This window comes from Pseudomonas sp. CC120222-01a (assembly GCF_003097235.1).
In the GTDB taxonomy this organism is placed as follows: Bacteria; Pseudomonadota; Gammaproteobacteria; order Pseudomonadales; family Pseudomonadaceae; genus Aquipseudomonas.
This window is the reverse complement of record NZ_QEQQ01000035.1, coordinates 12,242-29,646: the sequence shown is the minus strand read 5'-3', so window position 1 is coordinate 29,646 and position 17,405 is coordinate 12,242. Positions and strand designations below refer to the sequence as shown.

Genomic DNA, 17,405 nt, shown 5'->3' with positions numbered 1-17,405 from the left:
GGGTATGAAGGGAGGATTTTGGGGCCGCAAAGCGGCCCCAGGCGGGTTATGCGGTCTTCTCTTCCAGGTGCAGATACAGGTTGTCGATCAACCGGGTGTTACCCAGATACGCAGCAACCAGGATTACCAGGTCCCGGTCGCCAAAGGTCGCCGGGCGCAGGTTCAGTGCATGGCGCACTTCCAGATAATCCGGACGCAGGCCGGCAGCGCTCAGCTGCGCCTTGCCTTGCTCGATCAGTGCCGCAAAATCGACCTGGCCGCGACCCAGCGCCTCGCCGATCTGCTGCAAGGTGTGATACACCACCGGCGCCGTGGCCCGTTGCTCAGTTGTCAGGTAACCGTTGCGCGACGACAGCGCCAGGCCATCTTCGGCCCGCACGGTCGGCTCACCGATGATCTGGATCGGCATGTTCAGGTCGCGCACCATGGCGCGGATCACCGCCAGCTGCTGATAATCCTTTTCGCCAAACACGGCCAGATCCGGCTGGACCATGTTGAACAGCTTGCTGACCACGGTCGCAACGCCTTCGAAATGCCCAGGGCGGCTGGCACCGCACAGGCCTTCGGAAAGGTTGGGCACGCTGACGCGGGTTTGCACGCTCATGCCGTCGGGATACATCTCTTCCACAGTGGGCGCGAACAGCAGGTTGCAACCGGCTTGCAGCAGGCGTTCCTGATCGGCGGCGAGAGTACGCGGGTATTTGTCGAGGTCTTCGTTGGCACCGAACTGCAGTGGGTTGACGAAGATGCTGGCGACCACGAAGTCGGCACGTTGGGCGGCCTTGGTCACCAGCGCGGCGTGGCCGCTGTGCAGGTTGCCCATGGTCGGCACAAAGCCGATGCGCTTGCCTTCGCCGCGAGCACGGGCAACGGCGGCACGCAGTTCGCGGACGGTCTTGACTGTGTTCATGCGCTGAATCCGTGTTCGGCAGCGGGGAAGGTAACGTCCTTGACGGCCTTGACGTAGGCGGTGAGGGCGCTCTGGATGTCGGGCTGGCCTGCCATGAAGTTCTTCACGAACTTCGGTACCCGACCGCTCAGCGACAGGCCGAGCATGTCGTGCAGGACCAGTACCTGGCCATCGGTGGCACTTCCGGCACCAATGCCGATCACTGGAATGTTCACCGCCTGGGTGATTTCCGCAGCCAGTTCACTGGGTACGCATTCGAGCAGCAGCATCGCCGCGCCGGCTTGCTCCAGGGCAATGGCGTCGGCGCGCATCTGCCGCGCCTGCGCTTCCTGGCGACCCTGGACCTTGTAACCGCCCAGCACGTTGACGGTCTGCGGCGTCAGGCCCATGTGCGCGCACACCGGCACGCCACGTTCGGCCAGCAGGCGGATGGTTTCGGCCAGCCAGGCGGCGCCTTCGAGCTTGATCATGTGGGCACCGGCCTGCATCAGCGTGGCGCAGTTGGCAAAGGCCTGCTCGGGTGTGGCGTGGGCCATGAACGGCAGATCGGCGAGGATCAGCGCACCCTCATTGCCGCGTTTGACGCAGGCCGTGTGGTAGGCCATCTCGGCAGTGGTGACGGGTAGCGTGCTGTCATGGCCCTGCAGGACCATGCCCAGGGAGTCGCCCACCAGCAACACGTCGACGCCGGCCTGGCTGCAGGCCTTGGCGAAGGTCGCATCGTAGCAGGTCAGCATGGTGATCTTTTCACCCTTGGCCTTGAGGCCATGCAGGGTGGTCAGGGTTACTTCAGGCATGTAGGAAAATCCTCGTTCAGGCGCTGTGAAAAACGACTGCATACAACGCGTGTAGTCATCTTCCGGAGCGGCACATCATCGCGCGTGATGTTCGGGCACAGGTCCGTCCGGGCCTAAATACGGGTGTGCGGCACTTCGGTGCCACACGGGACGCCTATAGTCGTGAGCGAGGTGGGGGAAGTCAATCACCCTGTTACCGCAATGTTACTAACAGAGTGTTACTGGCGTTACCGTGTTCTGAATAATGTCTCAAACGCCCGGTTTACAGGCGTTCCAGACCGACGAACGGGCACGCTTCGAGCAACTGGGTGAGGGCGCGGCCATCGGCCAGGCAGAAGTCATCCGCCACCAGTTCGGCCAACGGGTACAGCACGAAGGGGCGTGCATGCATGTGGTAGTGCGGCACCTGCAGGCGTGGCACGTCGATTACCTGGTCACCGAACAGCAGGATATCCAGGTCGAGGGTGCGCGGGCCCCAGCGTTCCTGGCGCACGCGGCCCTGGTCATTCTCGATGGCCTGCAGCGCGTCGAGCAGGTCCAGCGGTGCCAGGGTGGTGTCGAGGGCTGCTACCGCATTGGTGTAACGCGGTTGGCCGGGCAGCAGCGAGTCGCTGGTGTACAGCGCCGATGCGCCCGCCAGACGGCTGTCGGCAATCTGGTCGAGCGCCTGCAGGGCGCTGCGCAGTTGTTCTGCGGGCGCGTCCAGATTGCTGCCGAGGCCGATGAAGGCGCGCGTGGTCACTCGAACGCCTCGTCGCCGCCGCTGCGCTTGCGCTTGCCGCCACTGCGCTTGCGTTTGCGCGGGCCGGCACCGGTGCCTTCGTCACGGCTGCCAAGCTCGCGGATCATCTCGCGACGCTCGCTGTCGTTGGCATCCTGGTAGTCGGTCCACCACTGGCCGAGGTCGTCGGTTTCTTCGCCGGCGCTTTCGCGCAGCAGCAGGAAGTCGTAACCGGCACGGAAGCGCGGGTTGTCGAGCAGCAGGTCGGCACGTTTGCCACTGCGGCGCGGCAGGCGTTCCTGCATGTCCCAGATCTCACGGATCGGCAGGGTGAAGCGCTTCGGAATCGCGATGCGCGCGCACTGTTCGGCGATCAGGTCGTGGGCCGCACCGTTCATGGCCGGGATCGGCGGCACGCCTTGGCTCTGCAGGTGCAGCACACGGCCTGGCAGGGCTGGCCAGAGCAGGGCGGCGAACAGGAAGGCCGGGGTGACCGGCTTGCCTTGCTTGACGCGCAGGTCGGTATTGTTCAGCGCCTGGCTGATCAGGGTATGGGTATAGGTCGGGCGCTCGTCCAGGGCATGGGCACTGGCCGGGAACAGCGGCTCGAACAGCTCCAGGTCGACCAGCATTTCGAAGGCAATGGCACCCTGGCCGGAGAGGAACAGCTTGAGGCATTCCTCGAACAGGCGTGCAGGCGGGATCTCGCGCAGCAGCGGGGCCAGTTTGCGGATCGGCTGGAAGGTGTGCTTCTCGATGCCGAAGTCGAGCTTGGCAGCGAAACGCACGGCACGCAGCATGCGCACCGGGTCTTCCTGGTAGCGGTGGGTCGGGTCGCCGATCAGGCGCAACAGGCGGTTGCGGATGTCGTGCACGCCGTTGGCGTAGTCGAGGATGCGCTCGCTGACCGGATCGTAGTACAGGGCGTTGATGGTGAAGTCGCGGCGTTGCGCGTCTTCTTCCAAGGTGCCGTACACGTTGTCACGCAGGATGCGACCACTGGCGTTGTGCGACGAACGGTGGCTGTCGCCTTGGTCATCTTCCGAGTGAGGCGCACGGAAGGTAGCGACTTCGATGATCTCACGGCCGAAATGCACGTGGACCAGCTTGAAGCGCCGACCAATGATGCGCGCGTTGCGGAACTCGGCACGGACCTGCTCGGGCGTGGCGCTGGTGGCGACGTCGAAGTCCTTGGGCGTGATGCCCAGCATCAGGTCGCGGACGCAGCCACCGACCAGATATGCCTGGTAGCCCGCACTCTGCAGGCGCTCGACGATGTTCACCGCGTGGCGGCTGAACTGGTGGCGCTGCAGCGAGTGTTGGCTCTTGTTGATCACCTCAGGCGTGGTGCGCCTGTGGTGCTGGCCCGGTACGGGAGGGCGGAACGACTGGAACAGCTTCTTCAGCATGGGATGCACTGTTTGAAGGAATGTTCGGCCAAGAATAGGAGAATGGCCGCATGATGGGCGGGGATTCTAGCATTTACTCGGGGAATGGTGTAGGCGGTAGCAGGAGAGCCTGCCGAAGGGGAGAAACGACAAGGGGAGCCTAAGCTCCCCAAGAAGTCGTTGCGTGCTCTTATTGTTTTTTTACTGGGCTTCTTGTTTTTGTTGAGTGCCCTGTCCACAAATCTCGAAGCTTGTGGACGACCCCCAATCCAGGGGTAAAGAGCAAACGGATTGCTTTGGCCGCTGATGTCACGTTGATCCTTCGATCCAACCAGTTCAGGTGCTGCTTTTAAGTGCAGTTTTTGTTGTTCTCTGCCTGGTCGTGGGGCAAGCCCCAAACACGCATCCTCTCCAAAAGAATCAGTTAGCTGCGCCTCCGCCGTCTTGTTTTTATTGTGCGTGAGCCGTTTCGTCTTGTTCTTATTCTGAGTTGCTGTGCTTGTTATTGTTCTTGTACCAGACATATAGCAGGTGCCGTGCCAACTTTTCGAAACCCAGTAAAATCAAGGGCTTGAGGTGATTCGGCGGATTTCGACAGGCCGAAAATGTAGATTTTTCGTTACCGTACGCCTCGGGAACTGTTACGCCGGAAAGGTTGGGTAACAGATTTGTGCGGGAACTGAGGTGTTACCCGGGGTGTGTGCATCGGCTTTGCCGGCCCATTCGCGGGCAAGCCCGCGAAGAGGCCGGTAAGGCCAACGGAGATCTGAATCAGTTATCGCTGGTTGCGTTGCTCTTGCGCCGCGGGATGCCCAGGCGCTGGCGCCGTTCCCACAGGCACTTGCGGCTGACACCGAGCTTGCGTGCCAGCTCGGTCTCGGTCATGTGGTCCTGGTGCTCGAGCACGAAGTGCTGGAAGTAGTCTTCCAGCGAAAGGTCTTCGGTCGGCTCATGGCTGGCACTGCTGGCGCTGGCCGCGACCAGGGCATTGTCGAGGATGTCATCCTCTTCAAGGTCGCTCAGCTCGATGTCGATACCCAGCATGTCGGCGGAAATTTCCGCGCTCTCGCTGAGGATCACCGCACGCTCCACGGCGTTTTCCAGTTCACGCACGTTACCCGGCCAGCTGTAATGACGAATGGCTTGCTCGGCCTCGGCCGAGAAGTGCAGGTCGTCACGGCCGATGCGTGCGCTCTGGCGGGCGAGGAAGGCATTGGCGATCTCGTTGACGTCACTGCCGCGCTCGCGCAGGGCCGGCAACTTCAGGGCGATCACGTGCAGGCGGTAATAAAGGTCTTCGCGGAACTGCCCGGCCTTGGCCAGGTTCTTCAGGTCGCGGTGGGTGGCGGCGATCAGGCGCACGTCGACTTTTTGCGACTGTACCGAACCGACCCGGCGAATCTCGCCTTCCTGCAGCACGCGCAGCAGGCGTGCCTGCGCTTCGAGCGGCAGTTCACCGATTTCGTCGAGGAACAGGGTGCCGCCGTCGGCGGCTTCCACCAGGCCGGCACGGCCGGCGCTGGCGCCGGTGAAGGCGCCTTTTTCGTGGCCGAACAGTTCCGACTCGATCAGGGTTTCCGGAATCGCCGCACAGTTCACCGAAATCATCGGCGCCTTGGCGCGCCGCGACAGGTTGTGCAGGGCGCGGGCGACCAGCTCTTTACCGGTGCCCGACTCACCCTGGATCAGCACGTTGGAGTCGGTGGGCGCAACCTTGCGGATCTTGCTGTACATGTCCTGCATCGGCGGGCACGAACCGATGATGCCGATTTCGCCATTGGCGGCACTGGCAGCCTTGTCGGCTGGCGCGGCCTTGCCGTTGGCCCGCGGCTCGGCGGCTGGGGCTGGCGCGGCGGCAGGGGCATTCTGGCGGTCGCGCAGGATGCGCGCCACGGCCTGGAGCATTTCATCGTGGTCGAAGGGCTTGGCGATGTAGTCCACCGCGCCCATCTTCATCGAGTCCACCGCCGAGCGCAGGCTGGCGTAGCTGGTCATGATCAGCACCGGGGTGCCCTGGCCAAGCTTGATCAGCTCGGTACCCGGGGCGCCCGGCAGGCGCAGGTCACTGACGATCAGGTCGAAGGTGGCAATGCTGAAGCGTTCCTGGGCTTCCTGCACCGAGCCGGCTTCGCTGACCTGGTACTGGTTCCGTTCGAGCAGCCGACGCAGGGCCGAGCGGATGATGGTTTCGTCTTCGACGATCAGAATGTGCGGCATTGATTCAATTCTCTCGACGGTCTCGAATTTCAGGGGACGTCGCTACGACATGCCGGGGCAGGGTCACGCGGATCCGGGTGCCACGTTGCCGTTCGATGTCGGCCGGGCTGTCGATGGTGATTTGCCCATAATGCTCTTCCACGATGGAATAGACCAGAGCGAGCCCCAGTCCGGTTCCTTCGCCCGGGTCCTTGGTGGTGAAGAATGGCTCGAACAGGCGGTCCATGATGTTCTTCGGGATCCCGCTGCCTTCGTCCTCGACGATCAGGTCGACGGTGTGCTCGCTGACTTCACTGCGCACCCGCACGGCACTGCCGGGCGGCGAGGCATCACGGGCGTTGGAGAGCAGGTTGATCAGCACCTGGGCGAGGCGCTGCGGATCCCCCTCGGCCCAATGGTCCGGGTCGCAGAGGTTGAAGAACTGGACTTCGAAGTTGCGCCGGTTCAATGCCAGCAGGCCGATGGCGTCTTGCGCCACTTCGGCCAGGCACACCGGTTCTTCGCTGTTCTGATGACTACCACCGGCGTGGGCGAAGCTCATCAGCGACTGGACGATGCGTGACACGCGCTTGGTCTGTTCGAGGATCTGGCTGGACAGCTCGATGATTTCGCCATCGCCTTCGCGCTCCTCGCGCAGGTTCTGCGCCAGGCAGGCGATGCCGGTGATCGGGTTGCCGATCTCGTGGGCCACGCCGGCGGCCAGGCGGCCGATGCTGGCCAGGCGCTCGGAGTGCACCAGCTTGTCTTCGAGTGCCTGGGTTTCGGTAAGGTCCTCCACCAGCAGCACCAGGCCGCTGTTACCCGGCGCCAAGGGCTCGTCGATGGCGGCCTTGTGCAGGTTCAGCCAGCGCGGCTGGCCGTCCAGCGCCAGGCGCTGCTTGTGCAGGTGTTCGTCGGGCACGTTGATGAAGCCCTGCAGCAGGCCGCGCCAGGGTTCGCTGATGGTGACCAGGCGCGAGCCGACCACGTGCTTGGCGGCAATGCCGGTCAGCTCTTCCATGGCCTTGTTCCACATCAGGATTTCCTGGTCCTTGGCCAGCGAGCAGACGCCCATGGGCAGCTCTTGCAGGGTCTGGCGGTGGTAGCGGCGCAGGGCGTCGAGTTCGGCGGCAAGGCCGGTAAGGCGCGAGTGGTAGTCTTCCAGGCGGCTTTCGATGAAGTGGATGTCCTCGGTGACGTAGTTCTCGTTACCGGACTTGTACGGCAGGAAGGTCTCGACCATGTCCTGGGCCACGCTTGGCCCCATCAGGCCGGAGAGGTTGGCCTCGATACGGTCACGCAGGCGGCGCAAGGCATAAGGGCGGCGCTCGTCGAACGGCAGGTAGAGGTCGCGCAGGGCCTGTTCGACTTCCTTCTGCGCCGCCTTGGCGCCCAGCGGCTTGGCCAGCTGGGTGGCGAACTCCTGCGGCGAGGCGGCGTGCAGCTCGCGGCGCTGCGGCCGGCGTACGTTGTCCACTGCGCAGGCTTCGGCAGCGCTGACTTCTTCGCTGCTGGCATTGGTGAACAGCGAAATCAGCGTGAACAGCAGGACGTTGGCCGCCAGCGAGGCAATGGCTGCCATGTGCCAGCTGGTGTCGTCGAGCACATAGATCATGTCCAGCAGCGGAATATAGAAGCCCTGCAGGTTACCCAGCAGCGGCAGTAGCATGGTCACCAGCCACACTACGGTCCCGGCCAGCAGCCCGGCGATGAAGCCGCGACGGTTGGCGGTTGGCCAGTACAGCACCGACAGCACGCCCGGCAGGAACTGCAGGGTGGCGACGAAGGCCACGATGCCCAGGTTGGCCAGGCTCTGGTGGTTGTTCTGGGTCAGGTAGAAGACGAAACCGGCCGTGATGATGGCGACGATCAGCGCCCGGCGGGTCCATTTCAGCCAGCGGTAGATATTGCCTTCGGCCGGCGGCTGGTACAGCGGCAGCACCAGGTGATTGAGGGCCATGCCCGACAACGCCAGGGTGGTGACGATGATCAGCCCGCTGGCCGAAGCGAGCCCGCCAACGTAGGCCAGCAAGGTCAGCGCCTGGTTGTTGGCGGCGATCCCCAGACCCAGGGTGAAGTACTCGGGGTTGGTGCTGGCGCCCAGACGCAGGCCGGCCCACAGCACCAGCGGCACGGCCAGGCTCATCAGCAGCAGGAACAGCGGCAGGCCCCAGCTGGCGCTGACCAGCGAACGTGGGTTGAGGTTTTCGGTGAAGGCCATGTGGTACATGTGCGGCATGACAATGGCCGAGGCGAAGAACACCAGCAGCAGGGTACGCCAGGGCCCTTCCTGCAGCGGGGTGTGCAGCGCCGCCAGGGCGGTCTGGTTCTGCAGCAGCCACACTTCCAGCTCATGCGGGCCACCGAACACGCCATACAGCGCATACAGGCCGATACCGCCCAGGGCCAGCAGCTTGATCACCGATTCGAAGGCGATGGCGAACACCAGGCCCTCGTGTTTTTCGCGTGTGGCGATGTGGCGCGAGCCAAAGAAGATGGTGAACAGGATGATCAGCGTACAGAAGGCAAAGGCTACCCGGGCCTTGACCGGCTCGCCGGTGAGGATGCTGATCGAGTCGGCCACCGCCTGGATCTGCAAGGCCAGCAAGGGCAGCACGCCGATCAGCATGATGATCGTGGTCAGCGCGCCGGCCCAGGTACTGCGGAAGCGGAACGCCAGCAGGTCGGCCAGCGAAGACAGCTGGTAGGTGCGGGTGATCTTGAGGATCGGATACAGCAGCACCGGCGCCAGCAGGAATGCACCGGACACCCCCAGGTAACAGGCGAGGAAGCCGTAGCCGTACTGGTAGGCCAGGCCCACCGAGCCATAGAAGGCCCAGGCGCTGGCGTAGACGCCCAGCGACAGGGTGTAGGTCAGCGGGTGGCGAATGATTGAACGCGGGATCAGCCCACGCTCGCTGATCCAGGCCACGCCGAACAGCACCATGAGGTACGCGGCGCTGATCAGGATCATCTGGGTCAGGCTAAAGCTCATCGGCATCTCGTTGGCTCTGCAGGATGAAGGTGACGACGATCAGGATCAGCCAGAGCAGGTAGGGGCGGTACCAGGCACCGGTCGGTTCGATCCACCAGTCCATGATGGCCGGGGAGAACAGGTAGATCCCCACGACCAGAAGCAGGACCAAACGATAGATGTACATGCTGGCCTCGATGGTTGGGCGCTGCGGGCTTGGACTTATTATTGGCGCAAATGGCTGGGGGGATGCTAGCGGGAATCCATAGGGTTCGCCAAGGGTTTGAATTTGCTGGGCTTTTGATTTCGAGAGGTATTTCGCCAGTACTGGCCCGCGTTAGTGCAACTCAGCCTCTGGGACGGTAGCCTGCCGGGCAATCGCTTCCGGGCGCCAGCGCGTGCGCGCCACTGCCAGCACTTCAGCCGGCGTCGCCAGCAGCAATTCTGGGTCTGCCTCCTGGCCCAAGGCCCGCAACGCCCGCAACAACAGCGGCGTCGCATGCTCCGCCTGTAACGGCGGCGAGCGGTACGACTTGCCCAGCTTGTGCCCATCCGGCTGCACGATCAGCGGAATATGCAGGTAACGCGGCTGCGAAAAGCCCAGTAACTCCTGCAGGTAGAGCTGGCGTGGGGTGTTGTCGAGCAGGTCGGCGCCACGCACGATGTCGGTGACGCCCTGCCAGGCATCGTCCAGCACCACCGCCAGTTGATAGGCATACAGCCCATCACGCCGTTGAATGACGAAATCGCCCACTTCGCGCCCCAGGTGCTGCTGGAACTCGCCCTGTACCCGGTCGGTAAAGCGGTAGATCAGCTCAGGTACCCGCAGCCGGATCGCTGCGCCTTCACGGGCATGCCCGGCGTTGCGGCAAAAGCCTGGGTAAACACCGTTGTGGCCCTCCAGTTGCTTGCGCGAGCAGGTACAGGCGTAAGCCAGGCCCATGCTGAACAGGCGGTCGACCACCGCAGCGTAGGCGTCGTGGCGCTGGCTCTGAAAAACCACCTCGCCATCCCATTCCAGGCCGTAACGCTCAAGGGTCTGCAGGATTGCATCGCGGGCCCCGGGCATTTCCCGGGGCGGGTCGGTGTCTTCCATGCGCAGCAGCCAGCGGCCGTCTACAGCGCGGGCGTCGAGCCAGGAGGCGAGGGCGGCGACCAGCGAGCCGAAGTGCAGGAAGCCGCTCGGGGTGGGGGCGAAGCGTCCGATGTAACGGGAGTCTTTCATGGCGTTGCCGGGCATATAAATGAAACGGGGCGCAAGATGCGCCCCGTTCGGATGGGAGAAGGGTCAGCCTTTGCCGACGGTCTTTTCCTTTTTCTCCGAGATTTCCTTGCAGTCGAAGCACAGGTCGGCGGTCGGGCGGGCTTCCAGACGGCGCAGACCGATCTCGATACCGCAGGAATCGCACCAGCCGTAATCCTGGTCCTGGATCTTCTGCAGGGTCTTGTCGATCTTCTTGATCAGCTTGCGCTCGCGGTCGCGGTTGCGCAGTTCCAGTGCAAATTCTTCTTCCTGGCTGGCACGGTCGGCCGGGTCGGGGAAGTTGGCTGCTTCGTCCTTCATGTGGTCCACGGTACGGTCCACACTGACCATCAGCTCGCCTTTCCAGGCATTGAGGAGTTTGGTGAAGTGCTTGCGCATGGGCTCGCCCATGTACTCTTCGCCCTTGGTCTCTTTATAGGGCTCGACACCGTACATGGTCTGACCGGTTTTTTGCTTTTCTACGGTGGACATGAATAGACCGCCTCTCACTCATCTGATCCAATGCGCAGGATGCTCCATCTCCGGCACCCGCCGGCCCTGCGACTGCGAGCCGCCGAACTTACCAGATAGATCGGGGGTGCGCTACCCCGCCCGATCCTAGGTGTTGACCGCAGCGCGCGGCGCACGTTCGGTACCGTGCAAAGGTAGAATCAACAGTTTAGACCCAATTGAGAGAAGGTCATGGCCCACCCCTACAGTGCGCGCAGCCGCGCCATCGAACCCTTCCACGTCATGGCGTTGCTGGCGCGGGCCAACGAGCTGCAAGCGGCCGGCCATGACGTGATCCACCTGGAAATCGGCGAGCCGGACTTCACCACCGCCGCACCGATCGTCGCTGCCGGCCAGGCCGCACTGGCCGCCGGGCATACCCGCTACACAGCCGCCCGCGGGCTGCCAGCGCTGCGCGAGGCCATCGCCGGTTTCTATGGCCAGCGTTATGGCCTGCAGATCGACCCTGAGCGGATTCTCGTCACCCCGGGCGGCTCCGGGGCATTGCTGTTGGCCAGCAGCCTGTTGGTCGACCCTGGCAAGCACTGGCTGCTGGCCGACCCGGGTTACCCGTGCAACCGCCACTTCCTGCGCCTGGTCGAGGGCGGTGCGCAGCTGGTGCCGGTAGGGCCGGAGGTCAACTACCAGCTGACCGCCGACCTGGTCGAACGTTACTGGGACAAGGACAGCGTCGGCGCCCTGGTCGCCTCGCCAGCCAACCCGACGGGCACCGTGCTGGGCCGCGACGAGCTGGCCAGCCTGTCCAAAGCCACCCGTGAGCACCATGGCCACCTGGTGGTGGACGAGATCTACCACGGCCTGACCTACGGCATGGACGCGCCGAGTGTGCTGGAAGTGGACGACTCGGCGTTCGTCCTTAATAGTTTTTCCAAGTATTTCGGCATGACTGGCTGGCGCCTCGGTTGGCTGGTAGCGCCACCCAATGCCGTGGCCGACCTGGAGAAGCTGGCGCAGAACCTCTACATCAGTGCACCAAGCATGGCCCAGCATGCGGCATTGGCCTGTTTCCAGCCGGAAACACTGGCGATTTTCGAAGAGCGCCGTGCCGAATTCGCCCGTCGCCGCGACTATCTGCTGCCGGCCCTGCGTGAACTGGGCTTCCGCATTGCCGTCGAGCCGCAGGGGGCGTTCTACCTGTATGCCGACATCAGCGCGTTCGGCGGCGATGCCTTTGCCTTCTGCCAGCATTTCCTCGAAACCGAGCACCTTGCCTTCACCCCGGGCCTGGACTTCGGCCGCCATCTGGCGGGTCACCATGTGCGTTTTGCCTATACCCAGAGCCTGCCGCGCCTGGAACAGGCGGTCGAGCGTATCGCTCGTGGCCTGAAAAGCTGGCAGGGGTAAAGGGTGTTTTTTCCTCCTTTAGAGCAAGGGCGCCTGCTGCGCCGCTACAAGCGCTTCCTGGCCGACATCGAACTGGCCAATGGCGAGCAACTGACCATCCACTGCCCGAATACCGGCTCCATGCTCAATTGCATGCGCGAGGGTGGGCAGGTGTGGTTCAGCCGCTCCAACGACCCCAAGCGCAAGCTGCCAGGCACGTGGGAAATCAGCGAAACGCCCCAGGGCCGCCTGGCTTGCATCAATACCGGGCGCGCCAATGCACTGGTTGAAGAGGCGCTGCACGCCGGGGTGATCCACGAACTGGCCGGTTTTACCGCGCTGAAGCGTGAAGTGGCTTACGGCGAAGAGCGCAGCCGGGTGGATTTTCGCCTGGAGTTCGCCGACGGGCCGGCCTATGTCGAGGTCAAGAGCGTGACCCTGGGTTATCCGGAGACTGCCGTGGCGGCGTTCCCGGATGCAGTAACCCAGCGTGGCGCCAAGCACCTGCGCGAGCTGGCGGCCTTGGCCCGCCAGGGCATTCGAGCGGTGCAACTGTACTGCGTGAACCTTACCGGCATCGAGGCGGTGCGCCCTGCCGCGGAGATCGACCTCGCCTATGCCACCGCCCTGCGCGCAGCGGTGGCGGACGGGGTCGAGGTGCTGGCCTACGGCGTGCGCCTGGATGACCAGCAGATCGTCATTGATCGCCCGCTGCCGGTATTGCTCACCCCTTGAGCCAGATGCCCTGGCTGTCTTCATGGCAGTCCAGGGCCTGCAGCATTTCGCCTTCGCACGGGCCGGCCACGCATTCACCACTGTCTATGAGAAACAGCGCGCCATGATGGGCGCAGTGGATCAGGCTGGCGCTGTCGTCGAGAAAGGCGTCTTGCGCCCAGTTCAGCGGGATGCCGCGGTGAGGGCAGCGGTTGCGGTACAGGTATACCTGGCCTTGGCGGCGCACACTGAACAGGTCGATGCCGTCTACGCTGAAGGCGCGGCTGTGGCCCTCGGCCAGGGCCGCGGAAGGACAGAGAAAATGCATTGCAGGGAAGGCTCGTGAAACAAAGTGATGGCTTGACGCGTCAATGCGAATAATTATCAAATTGCCCGCATTTGCTGCGCCGGCCGCCTATGGTGCGCAGTTCCGCCGCTCGCCACAAGGCGTGCGGCCCGCCTTCAGAAGGAATCCGATGATGCGCCGTCCCGCTGCCTTGCTCGCCCTGTGCGCAGCTTTCGTTGCTTCAACCCAGGCCCTGGCCGCCGAATTGCCGCAGCGTTGGGTCAGCGCTGGGGGGGCGCTGAGCGAATGGATCACTGAATTGGGCGGCGAGCCACGCCTGGTGGGCGTCGATACCACCAGCCAGCACCCCGAATCGCTGAAGGCTTTGCCGAGTGTCGGTTATCAGCGGCAGTTGTCGGCCGAGGGCATTCTCAGCCTGCGCCCGGATGTGCTGGTGGGCACCGAAGAGATGGGGCCGCCACCCGTGCTGGCGCAGGTGCGCAAAGCGGGTGTGCGGGTCGAGTTGTTCTCCAGCCAGGCTGAGCTGGCTGCCGTGGACGAGAACCTCAAGCACCTGGGTACTCTGCTGGGCACCGAGGAAAAAGCCGCACAGCTGGCGGCGGGCTACCACCAGCAACTCGAAGCGCTGCAGTTGAAGATCAAGCAGGCTCAGCAGAACCATAAGGCCCCGGGTGTGTTGCTGCTGGTCGGGCATGCCGGCGCCAAGCCGCTGATTGCCGGGCAGGGCACCGCCGGTGACTGGGTGCTGCGCCAGGCGGGGGCTCGCAACCTGGCCGAGCACCAAGGCTACAAGAACTTCTCCAACGAGGCGCTGGCGGCGCTCGACCCGGATGTCGTGGTGTTCTCTGATCGTGCGCTGAGCGGCGAGCAGGCCTTGCAGGCGCTGCTCAAGGAAAACCCGGCGCTGGCCGCTTCCCGTGCCGTGCGCGACAAGCGCCTGGTGTCGCTCGACCCGACATTGCTGGTGGGGGGCCTTGGCCCGCGCCTGCCAACCGCCTTGCAGGCACTGGCGACTGCGTTCTACCCGGCAAGCGCTGCCAAATGAAGCAACGGATTCAGCCACGAACGCTATTTGTTTTCCTGTCATTGCTGTGCCTGCTGGCGGTGTGGCTGTCGCTGGCGTTGGGGCCGGTCAGCCTGCCGCTGATCGATACCCTGCGTGCAGGCCTGCGTCTGTTGGGCCTGCCGATTGCTGCAGACGGTCTGCAGCAGGCCGAGATGATCCTTGGGCAGATCCGCCTGCCGCGCACCCTGCTGGGGTTGGCCGTGGGCGCGGTACTGGCATTGTCTGGCGTGGCCATGCAGGGGTTGTTCCGCAATCCGCTGGCCGACCCTGGTCTGGTGGGTGTTGCCGCGGGGGCAGCGATGGGCGCGGCGGTGGCCATCGTTGGCGGCAGCTGGCTGGGTGGCATGCCGGATGCGCTTGCCCCCTATCTCTTGTCGCTGTGTGCCTTCATCGGCGGGCTGGGCGTGACAGCGCTGGTCTATCGCCTGGGGCGTCGCGACGGTCAGACCAACGTCGCCACAATGTTGTTGGCCGGTGTGGCCATGACGGCGCTGGGCGGTGCTGCCGTAGGCCTGTTCTCCTACCTGGCCGATGATGCCACCCTGCGTACGCTGACCTTCTGGAACCTGGGGAGCCTCAATGGTGCCAGTTACGAGCGCCTTTGGCCTTTGCTGCTGATCGCAGGCGGTGTGGCGATGTGGTTGCCACGCCGTGCAAAGGCGTTGAATGCGTTGTTGCTGGGGGAGTCGGAGGCACGGCACCTGGGTGTCGACGTGGAACGGCTCAAGCGCGAACTGGTGTTTTGCACGGCACTGGGCGTAGGCGCCGCGGTGGCGGCTGCGGGGCTGATCGGCTTCATTGGCCTGGTGGTACCCCATCTGGTACGTCTGTTGGCTGGGCCTGATCACCGCGTGGTACTCCCCGCATCGCTACTGGCCGGGGGCATACTCATGCTGTTCGCCGATCTCGCGGCACGGCTGCTGCTGGCGCCTGCCGAGTTGCCGATCGGTATTGTCACAGCCTTTATCGGAGCGCCGTTCTTTCTGGTGCTGTTAATACGAGGGCGCAGTTGATGTTGCAAGTCGAGGGGCTGCACCTGAGGCGGGGCAGCAATGACGTGTTGCACGGTATTGATCTGCATCTGAGCCCTGGTCAGGTTGTGGGGGTTCTTGGCCCCAATGGCGCGGGCAAGAGCAGCCTGCTCGGGGTCTTGTGCGGCGAGTTGGCGCCGGATCGCGGGCAGGTAACGCTGCAAGGCCAGCCGCTGGCAGACTGGGCAGGGCAGGAGCGCGCCAGGCGCCTGGCGGTGCTGCCGCAGGTGTCCAGCCTGGGGTTCTCGTTCAAGGTCGAGGAAGTCGTGGCCATGGGGCGCATGCCCCACGACACTGGGCAACGGCGTGATGCCGAGATCGTCGAAGAGGCGCTGCAGGCGGCGGATGCAGCGCACCTGGTGGGGCGCAGTTACCTGGCCTTGTCGGGGGGCGAGCGGCAAAGGGTGCACCTGGCCCGCGTACTGGCTCAGCTTTGGCCGGGAGAAGAGGGCACCACGCTGCTGCTGGATGAGCCGACTTCGATGCTCGACCCACTGCATCAGCACACGACCCTGGAAGCCGTGCGCCGTTTCGCCGACTGCGGCGCTGCTGTGCTGGTGATCCTGCATGACCTGAACCTGGCAGCGCGCTACTGTGATCGCATCCTGCTCCTCGAGAGCGGGCGCTGCCATGCCCTGGCCACACCACCGGAGGTACTGACGCCTGCGTCACTCAAGGCCGTGTTCGGTATCGATGTGCTGGTGCAGGCGCATCCGGAACGGGGTCACCCGCTGATCATTACCCGCTAGGAGGCACTGCCCATGGGTCATCCTTTGCTGTGCGGTTCGTTACTGTGTCTGACGCTCGCGCTGGGTGGCTGCCAGGCCAGCCTGCCGCCGTTGCCGGCCTGGCAGAGCAGCGAAGGGCGGGATAACGCCGAGCTGGGGCAGATTCACGATCTGGCCAGCGGGCGGGTGATCAGCCCTGAACAGCTGATCAATGCCCTGGCCGGTGCGCCGCGGGTGTTGGTCGGCGAGCAGCATGACAACCCCGATCATCACGCTTTGCAGCTGTGGTTGATGCGTGCGCTGCAGCAGCGCCGGGCGCAAGGCAGCCTGCTGCTGGAAATGCTGCAACCCGAGCAGCAGGCCCGCGTCGATGCGCTCGCGGGGCAGGCGCAATTGCCAAAGGACCTGCCCAAGGCCCTGGCCTGGGAAGACGGCTGGGACTGGCAACTCTACGGCCCAATCGTGCGAGAGGCCTTGCAACAGCATGTGCCGCTGCAGGCGGCCAACCTGTCGCCTACCGAGATGCGCCAGGCCTACCGGCACCCGGCGGCGCTGTCGGGTACCCGGTCCAATGCGCCAGCGGTGAGGGCGGCACTGCTCGAACAGGTAAAGCAGGGACATTGTGGACTGCTGCCGGAAAGCCAGCTGCCAGCGATGCTTGCCGTGCAACAACAGCGGGATCGGCGGATTGCCGAACGGCTGCTCGCGGCGCCGCAACCGGCATTGCTGTTCGCAGGTGCGTACCATGCACGCAAGGACCTGGGAGTGCCTTTGCACCTTGCCGATCTGGGCGCGACAGGCGAGAGCAAGGTTGTGCTGCTGGCCGAGGTGGGCGAGCAGGTCGAGCCCGGGATGGCCGACTATGTCTGGTATACGGCTGCAATGCCAGAGCAGGACTATTGCGCCCAGTTGCGCCAATAGCGGTTATACGACTGCTCGGGGAAAACCTGCGGGCAAAAAAAGACCCGGCAAAATGCCGGGTCAATAACCGTGATTAGCCTGATGAGGAGATAATCTGAGAGTCCGAACCAGGGGCTCTTAGCTTATCCAACCAGTCTCGCGACCAGTTGTGATAATCATAACGATTCTCATTTCAGCGTCAATCCCCTTCGAGGGTTAATTTCAGATTTTTTTTTGCATAGGGCATTTCGCATCGAGTTGTTGATTGAGCGCTTCCTTGCGTTCAGCTGGCAAATCGTTCCAGTGCATGTCCAGCAATGCACCTTCGATGGCGTACAACAGCACCTTCGACGCCCGGAATCCTCGGGTTTTCACGGCCTGGTAGGCACCTACCGCGCCCAACCGGCGCAAGTCCGATGCACTGTGGATACCGGCCGCGTGCAACCACTGCGCAGAGGTCTTGCCAAGATTCTTCAGGTGCTGCAATTCATCGTTCATCGAGCCTCCTTGCGATGGCTGAACGGGTCTAGGGGATAAATCGCGAGCAGGTCTGAGAGGAGTGTAGCGGGGGTTGGG

Annotated in this window: 17 protein-coding genes; 6 read left to right on the top strand and 11 right to left on the bottom strand. The window is 63.8% G+C overall.

Going from position 1 to position 17,405, the window contains the following annotated elements; all coding sequences use genetic code 11:
• Window positions 1-46: 46 nt before the first annotated feature.
• The 9 genes from panC to dksA all read right to left on the bottom strand — a co-directional run bounded on the left by panC (window position 47) and on the right by dksA (window position 10,721).
• Window positions 47-910, bottom strand: coding sequence for a pantoate--beta-alanine ligase (gene panC, locus N430_RS27570; RefSeq protein WP_110639838.1), 864 nt, complete (start codon window positions 908-910; stop codon window positions 47-49).
• Complete coding sequence (gene panB, locus N430_RS27565; RefSeq protein ID WP_110639837.1) at window positions 907-1,707, bottom strand: 3-methyl-2-oxobutanoate hydroxymethyltransferase; 801 nt, start codon at window positions 1,705-1,707, stop codon at window positions 907-909. The genes panC and panB overlap by 4 nt, the downstream gene beginning before the upstream one ends.
• Before the next feature lie 262 nt (window positions 1,708-1,969).
• Window positions 1,970-2,449, bottom strand: coding sequence for a 2-amino-4-hydroxy-6-hydroxymethyldihydropteridine diphosphokinase (gene folK / locus N430_RS27560; RefSeq protein WP_103448925.1), 480 nt, complete (start codon window positions 2,447-2,449; stop codon window positions 1,970-1,972).
• Window positions 2,446-3,837, bottom strand: a complete 1,392-nt coding sequence (locus tag N430_RS27555) for a polynucleotide adenylyltransferase PcnB (protein WP_110639836.1) — start codon at window positions 3,835-3,837, stop codon at window positions 2,446-2,448. Before N430_RS27555 ends, folK begins: the two co-directional genes overlap by 4 nt.
• 750 nt (window positions 3,838-4,587) lie before the next feature.
• Window positions 4,588-6,033 carry a sigma-54 dependent transcriptional regulator gene (locus N430_RS27545; protein WP_110639835.1) on the bottom strand — a complete coding sequence of 482 codons (1,446 nt, stop codon included), beginning with the start codon at window positions 6,031-6,033 and terminating at the stop codon, window positions 4,588-4,590.
• Between the two features lie 4 nt (window positions 6,034-6,037).
• Window positions 6,038-9,013 (bottom strand): sensor histidine kinase, encoded by a 2,976-nt coding sequence (locus N430_RS27540; protein ID WP_165837393.1) that lies wholly within the window; start codon window positions 9,011-9,013, stop codon window positions 6,038-6,040.
• Window positions 8,997-9,173, bottom strand: coding sequence for a hypothetical protein (locus N430_RS27535; RefSeq protein WP_003250005.1), 177 nt, complete (start codon window positions 9,171-9,173; stop codon window positions 8,997-8,999). Before N430_RS27535 ends, N430_RS27540 begins: the two co-directional genes overlap by 17 nt.
• Before the next feature lie 150 nt (window positions 9,174-9,323).
• Window positions 9,324-10,211, bottom strand: a complete 888-nt coding sequence (gluQRS, locus tag N430_RS27530) for a tRNA glutamyl-Q(34) synthetase GluQRS (RefSeq protein WP_110639833.1) — start codon at window positions 10,209-10,211, stop codon at window positions 9,324-9,326.
• Window positions 10,212-10,274: 63 nt separating this feature from the next.
• Window positions 10,275-10,721, bottom strand: coding sequence for an RNA polymerase-binding protein DksA (gene dksA, locus N430_RS27525; RefSeq protein WP_103448934.1), 447 nt, complete (start codon window positions 10,719-10,721; stop codon window positions 10,275-10,277).
• A gap of 210 nt (window positions 10,722-10,931) precedes the next feature.
• Here dksA and N430_RS27520 point away from each other — a divergent pair, with 210 nt between their 5' ends.
• Both N430_RS27520 and sfsA read left to right on the top strand, forming a co-directional pair.
• Window positions 10,932-12,104, top strand: a complete 1,173-nt coding sequence (locus tag N430_RS27520; protein WP_110639832.1) for a pyridoxal phosphate-dependent aminotransferase — start codon at window positions 10,932-10,934, stop codon at window positions 12,102-12,104.
• Between the two features lie 3 nt (window positions 12,105-12,107).
• Window positions 12,108-12,818 carry a DNA/RNA nuclease SfsA gene (gene sfsA, locus N430_RS27515; protein WP_110639831.1) on the top strand — a complete coding sequence of 237 codons (711 nt, stop codon included), beginning with the start codon at window positions 12,108-12,110 and terminating at the stop codon, window positions 12,816-12,818.
• Here the strand turns inward: sfsA and N430_RS27510 are convergent.
• Window positions 12,808-13,125 carry a Rieske (2Fe-2S) protein gene (locus N430_RS27510; RefSeq protein WP_110639830.1) on the bottom strand — a complete coding sequence of 106 codons (318 nt, stop codon included), beginning with the start codon at window positions 13,123-13,125 and terminating at the stop codon, window positions 12,808-12,810. The two genes, sfsA and N430_RS27510, sit on opposite strands and share 11 nt — an antisense overlap.
• Window positions 13,126-13,273: 148 nt before the next feature.
• Here N430_RS27510 and N430_RS27505 point away from each other — a divergent pair, with 148 nt between their 5' ends.
• Genes N430_RS27505 through N430_RS27490 form a run of 4 tightly spaced genes read left to right on the top strand, consistent with a single transcriptional unit; the run spans window position 13,274 to window position 16,850 of the window.
• Window positions 13,274-14,149: a hemin ABC transporter substrate-binding protein gene (locus tag N430_RS27505; RefSeq protein WP_110639829.1), complete on the top strand. Its 876-nt coding sequence runs from the start codon at window positions 13,274-13,276 to the stop codon at window positions 14,147-14,149.
• 50 nt (window positions 14,150-14,199) lie between these two features.
• Window positions 14,200-15,183 carry an iron ABC transporter permease gene (locus tag N430_RS27500; RefSeq protein WP_178083412.1) on the top strand — a complete coding sequence of 328 codons (984 nt, stop codon included), beginning with the start codon at window positions 14,200-14,202 and terminating at the stop codon, window positions 15,181-15,183.
• Window positions 15,183-15,950: a heme ABC transporter ATP-binding protein gene (locus N430_RS27495; protein ID WP_110639827.1), complete on the top strand. Its 768-nt coding sequence runs from the start codon at window positions 15,183-15,185 to the stop codon at window positions 15,948-15,950. The genes N430_RS27500 and N430_RS27495 overlap by 1 nt, the downstream gene beginning before the upstream one ends.
• Window positions 15,951-15,962: 12 nt before the next feature.
• Window positions 15,963-16,850: a ChaN family lipoprotein gene (locus N430_RS27490; RefSeq protein ID WP_110639826.1), complete on the top strand. Its 888-nt coding sequence runs from the start codon at window positions 15,963-15,965 to the stop codon at window positions 16,848-16,850.
• Between the two features lie 201 nt (window positions 16,851-17,051).
• Here the strand turns inward: N430_RS27490 and N430_RS27485 are convergent, their stop codons facing one another.
• The gene (locus N430_RS27485) at window positions 17,052-17,327 is read right to left on the bottom strand and encodes a TfoX/Sxy family protein (protein ID WP_110639825.1); all 276 of its coding nucleotides are present in this window, start codon (window positions 17,325-17,327) and stop codon (window positions 17,052-17,054) included.
• Window positions 17,328-17,405 lie beyond the last annotated feature (78 nt).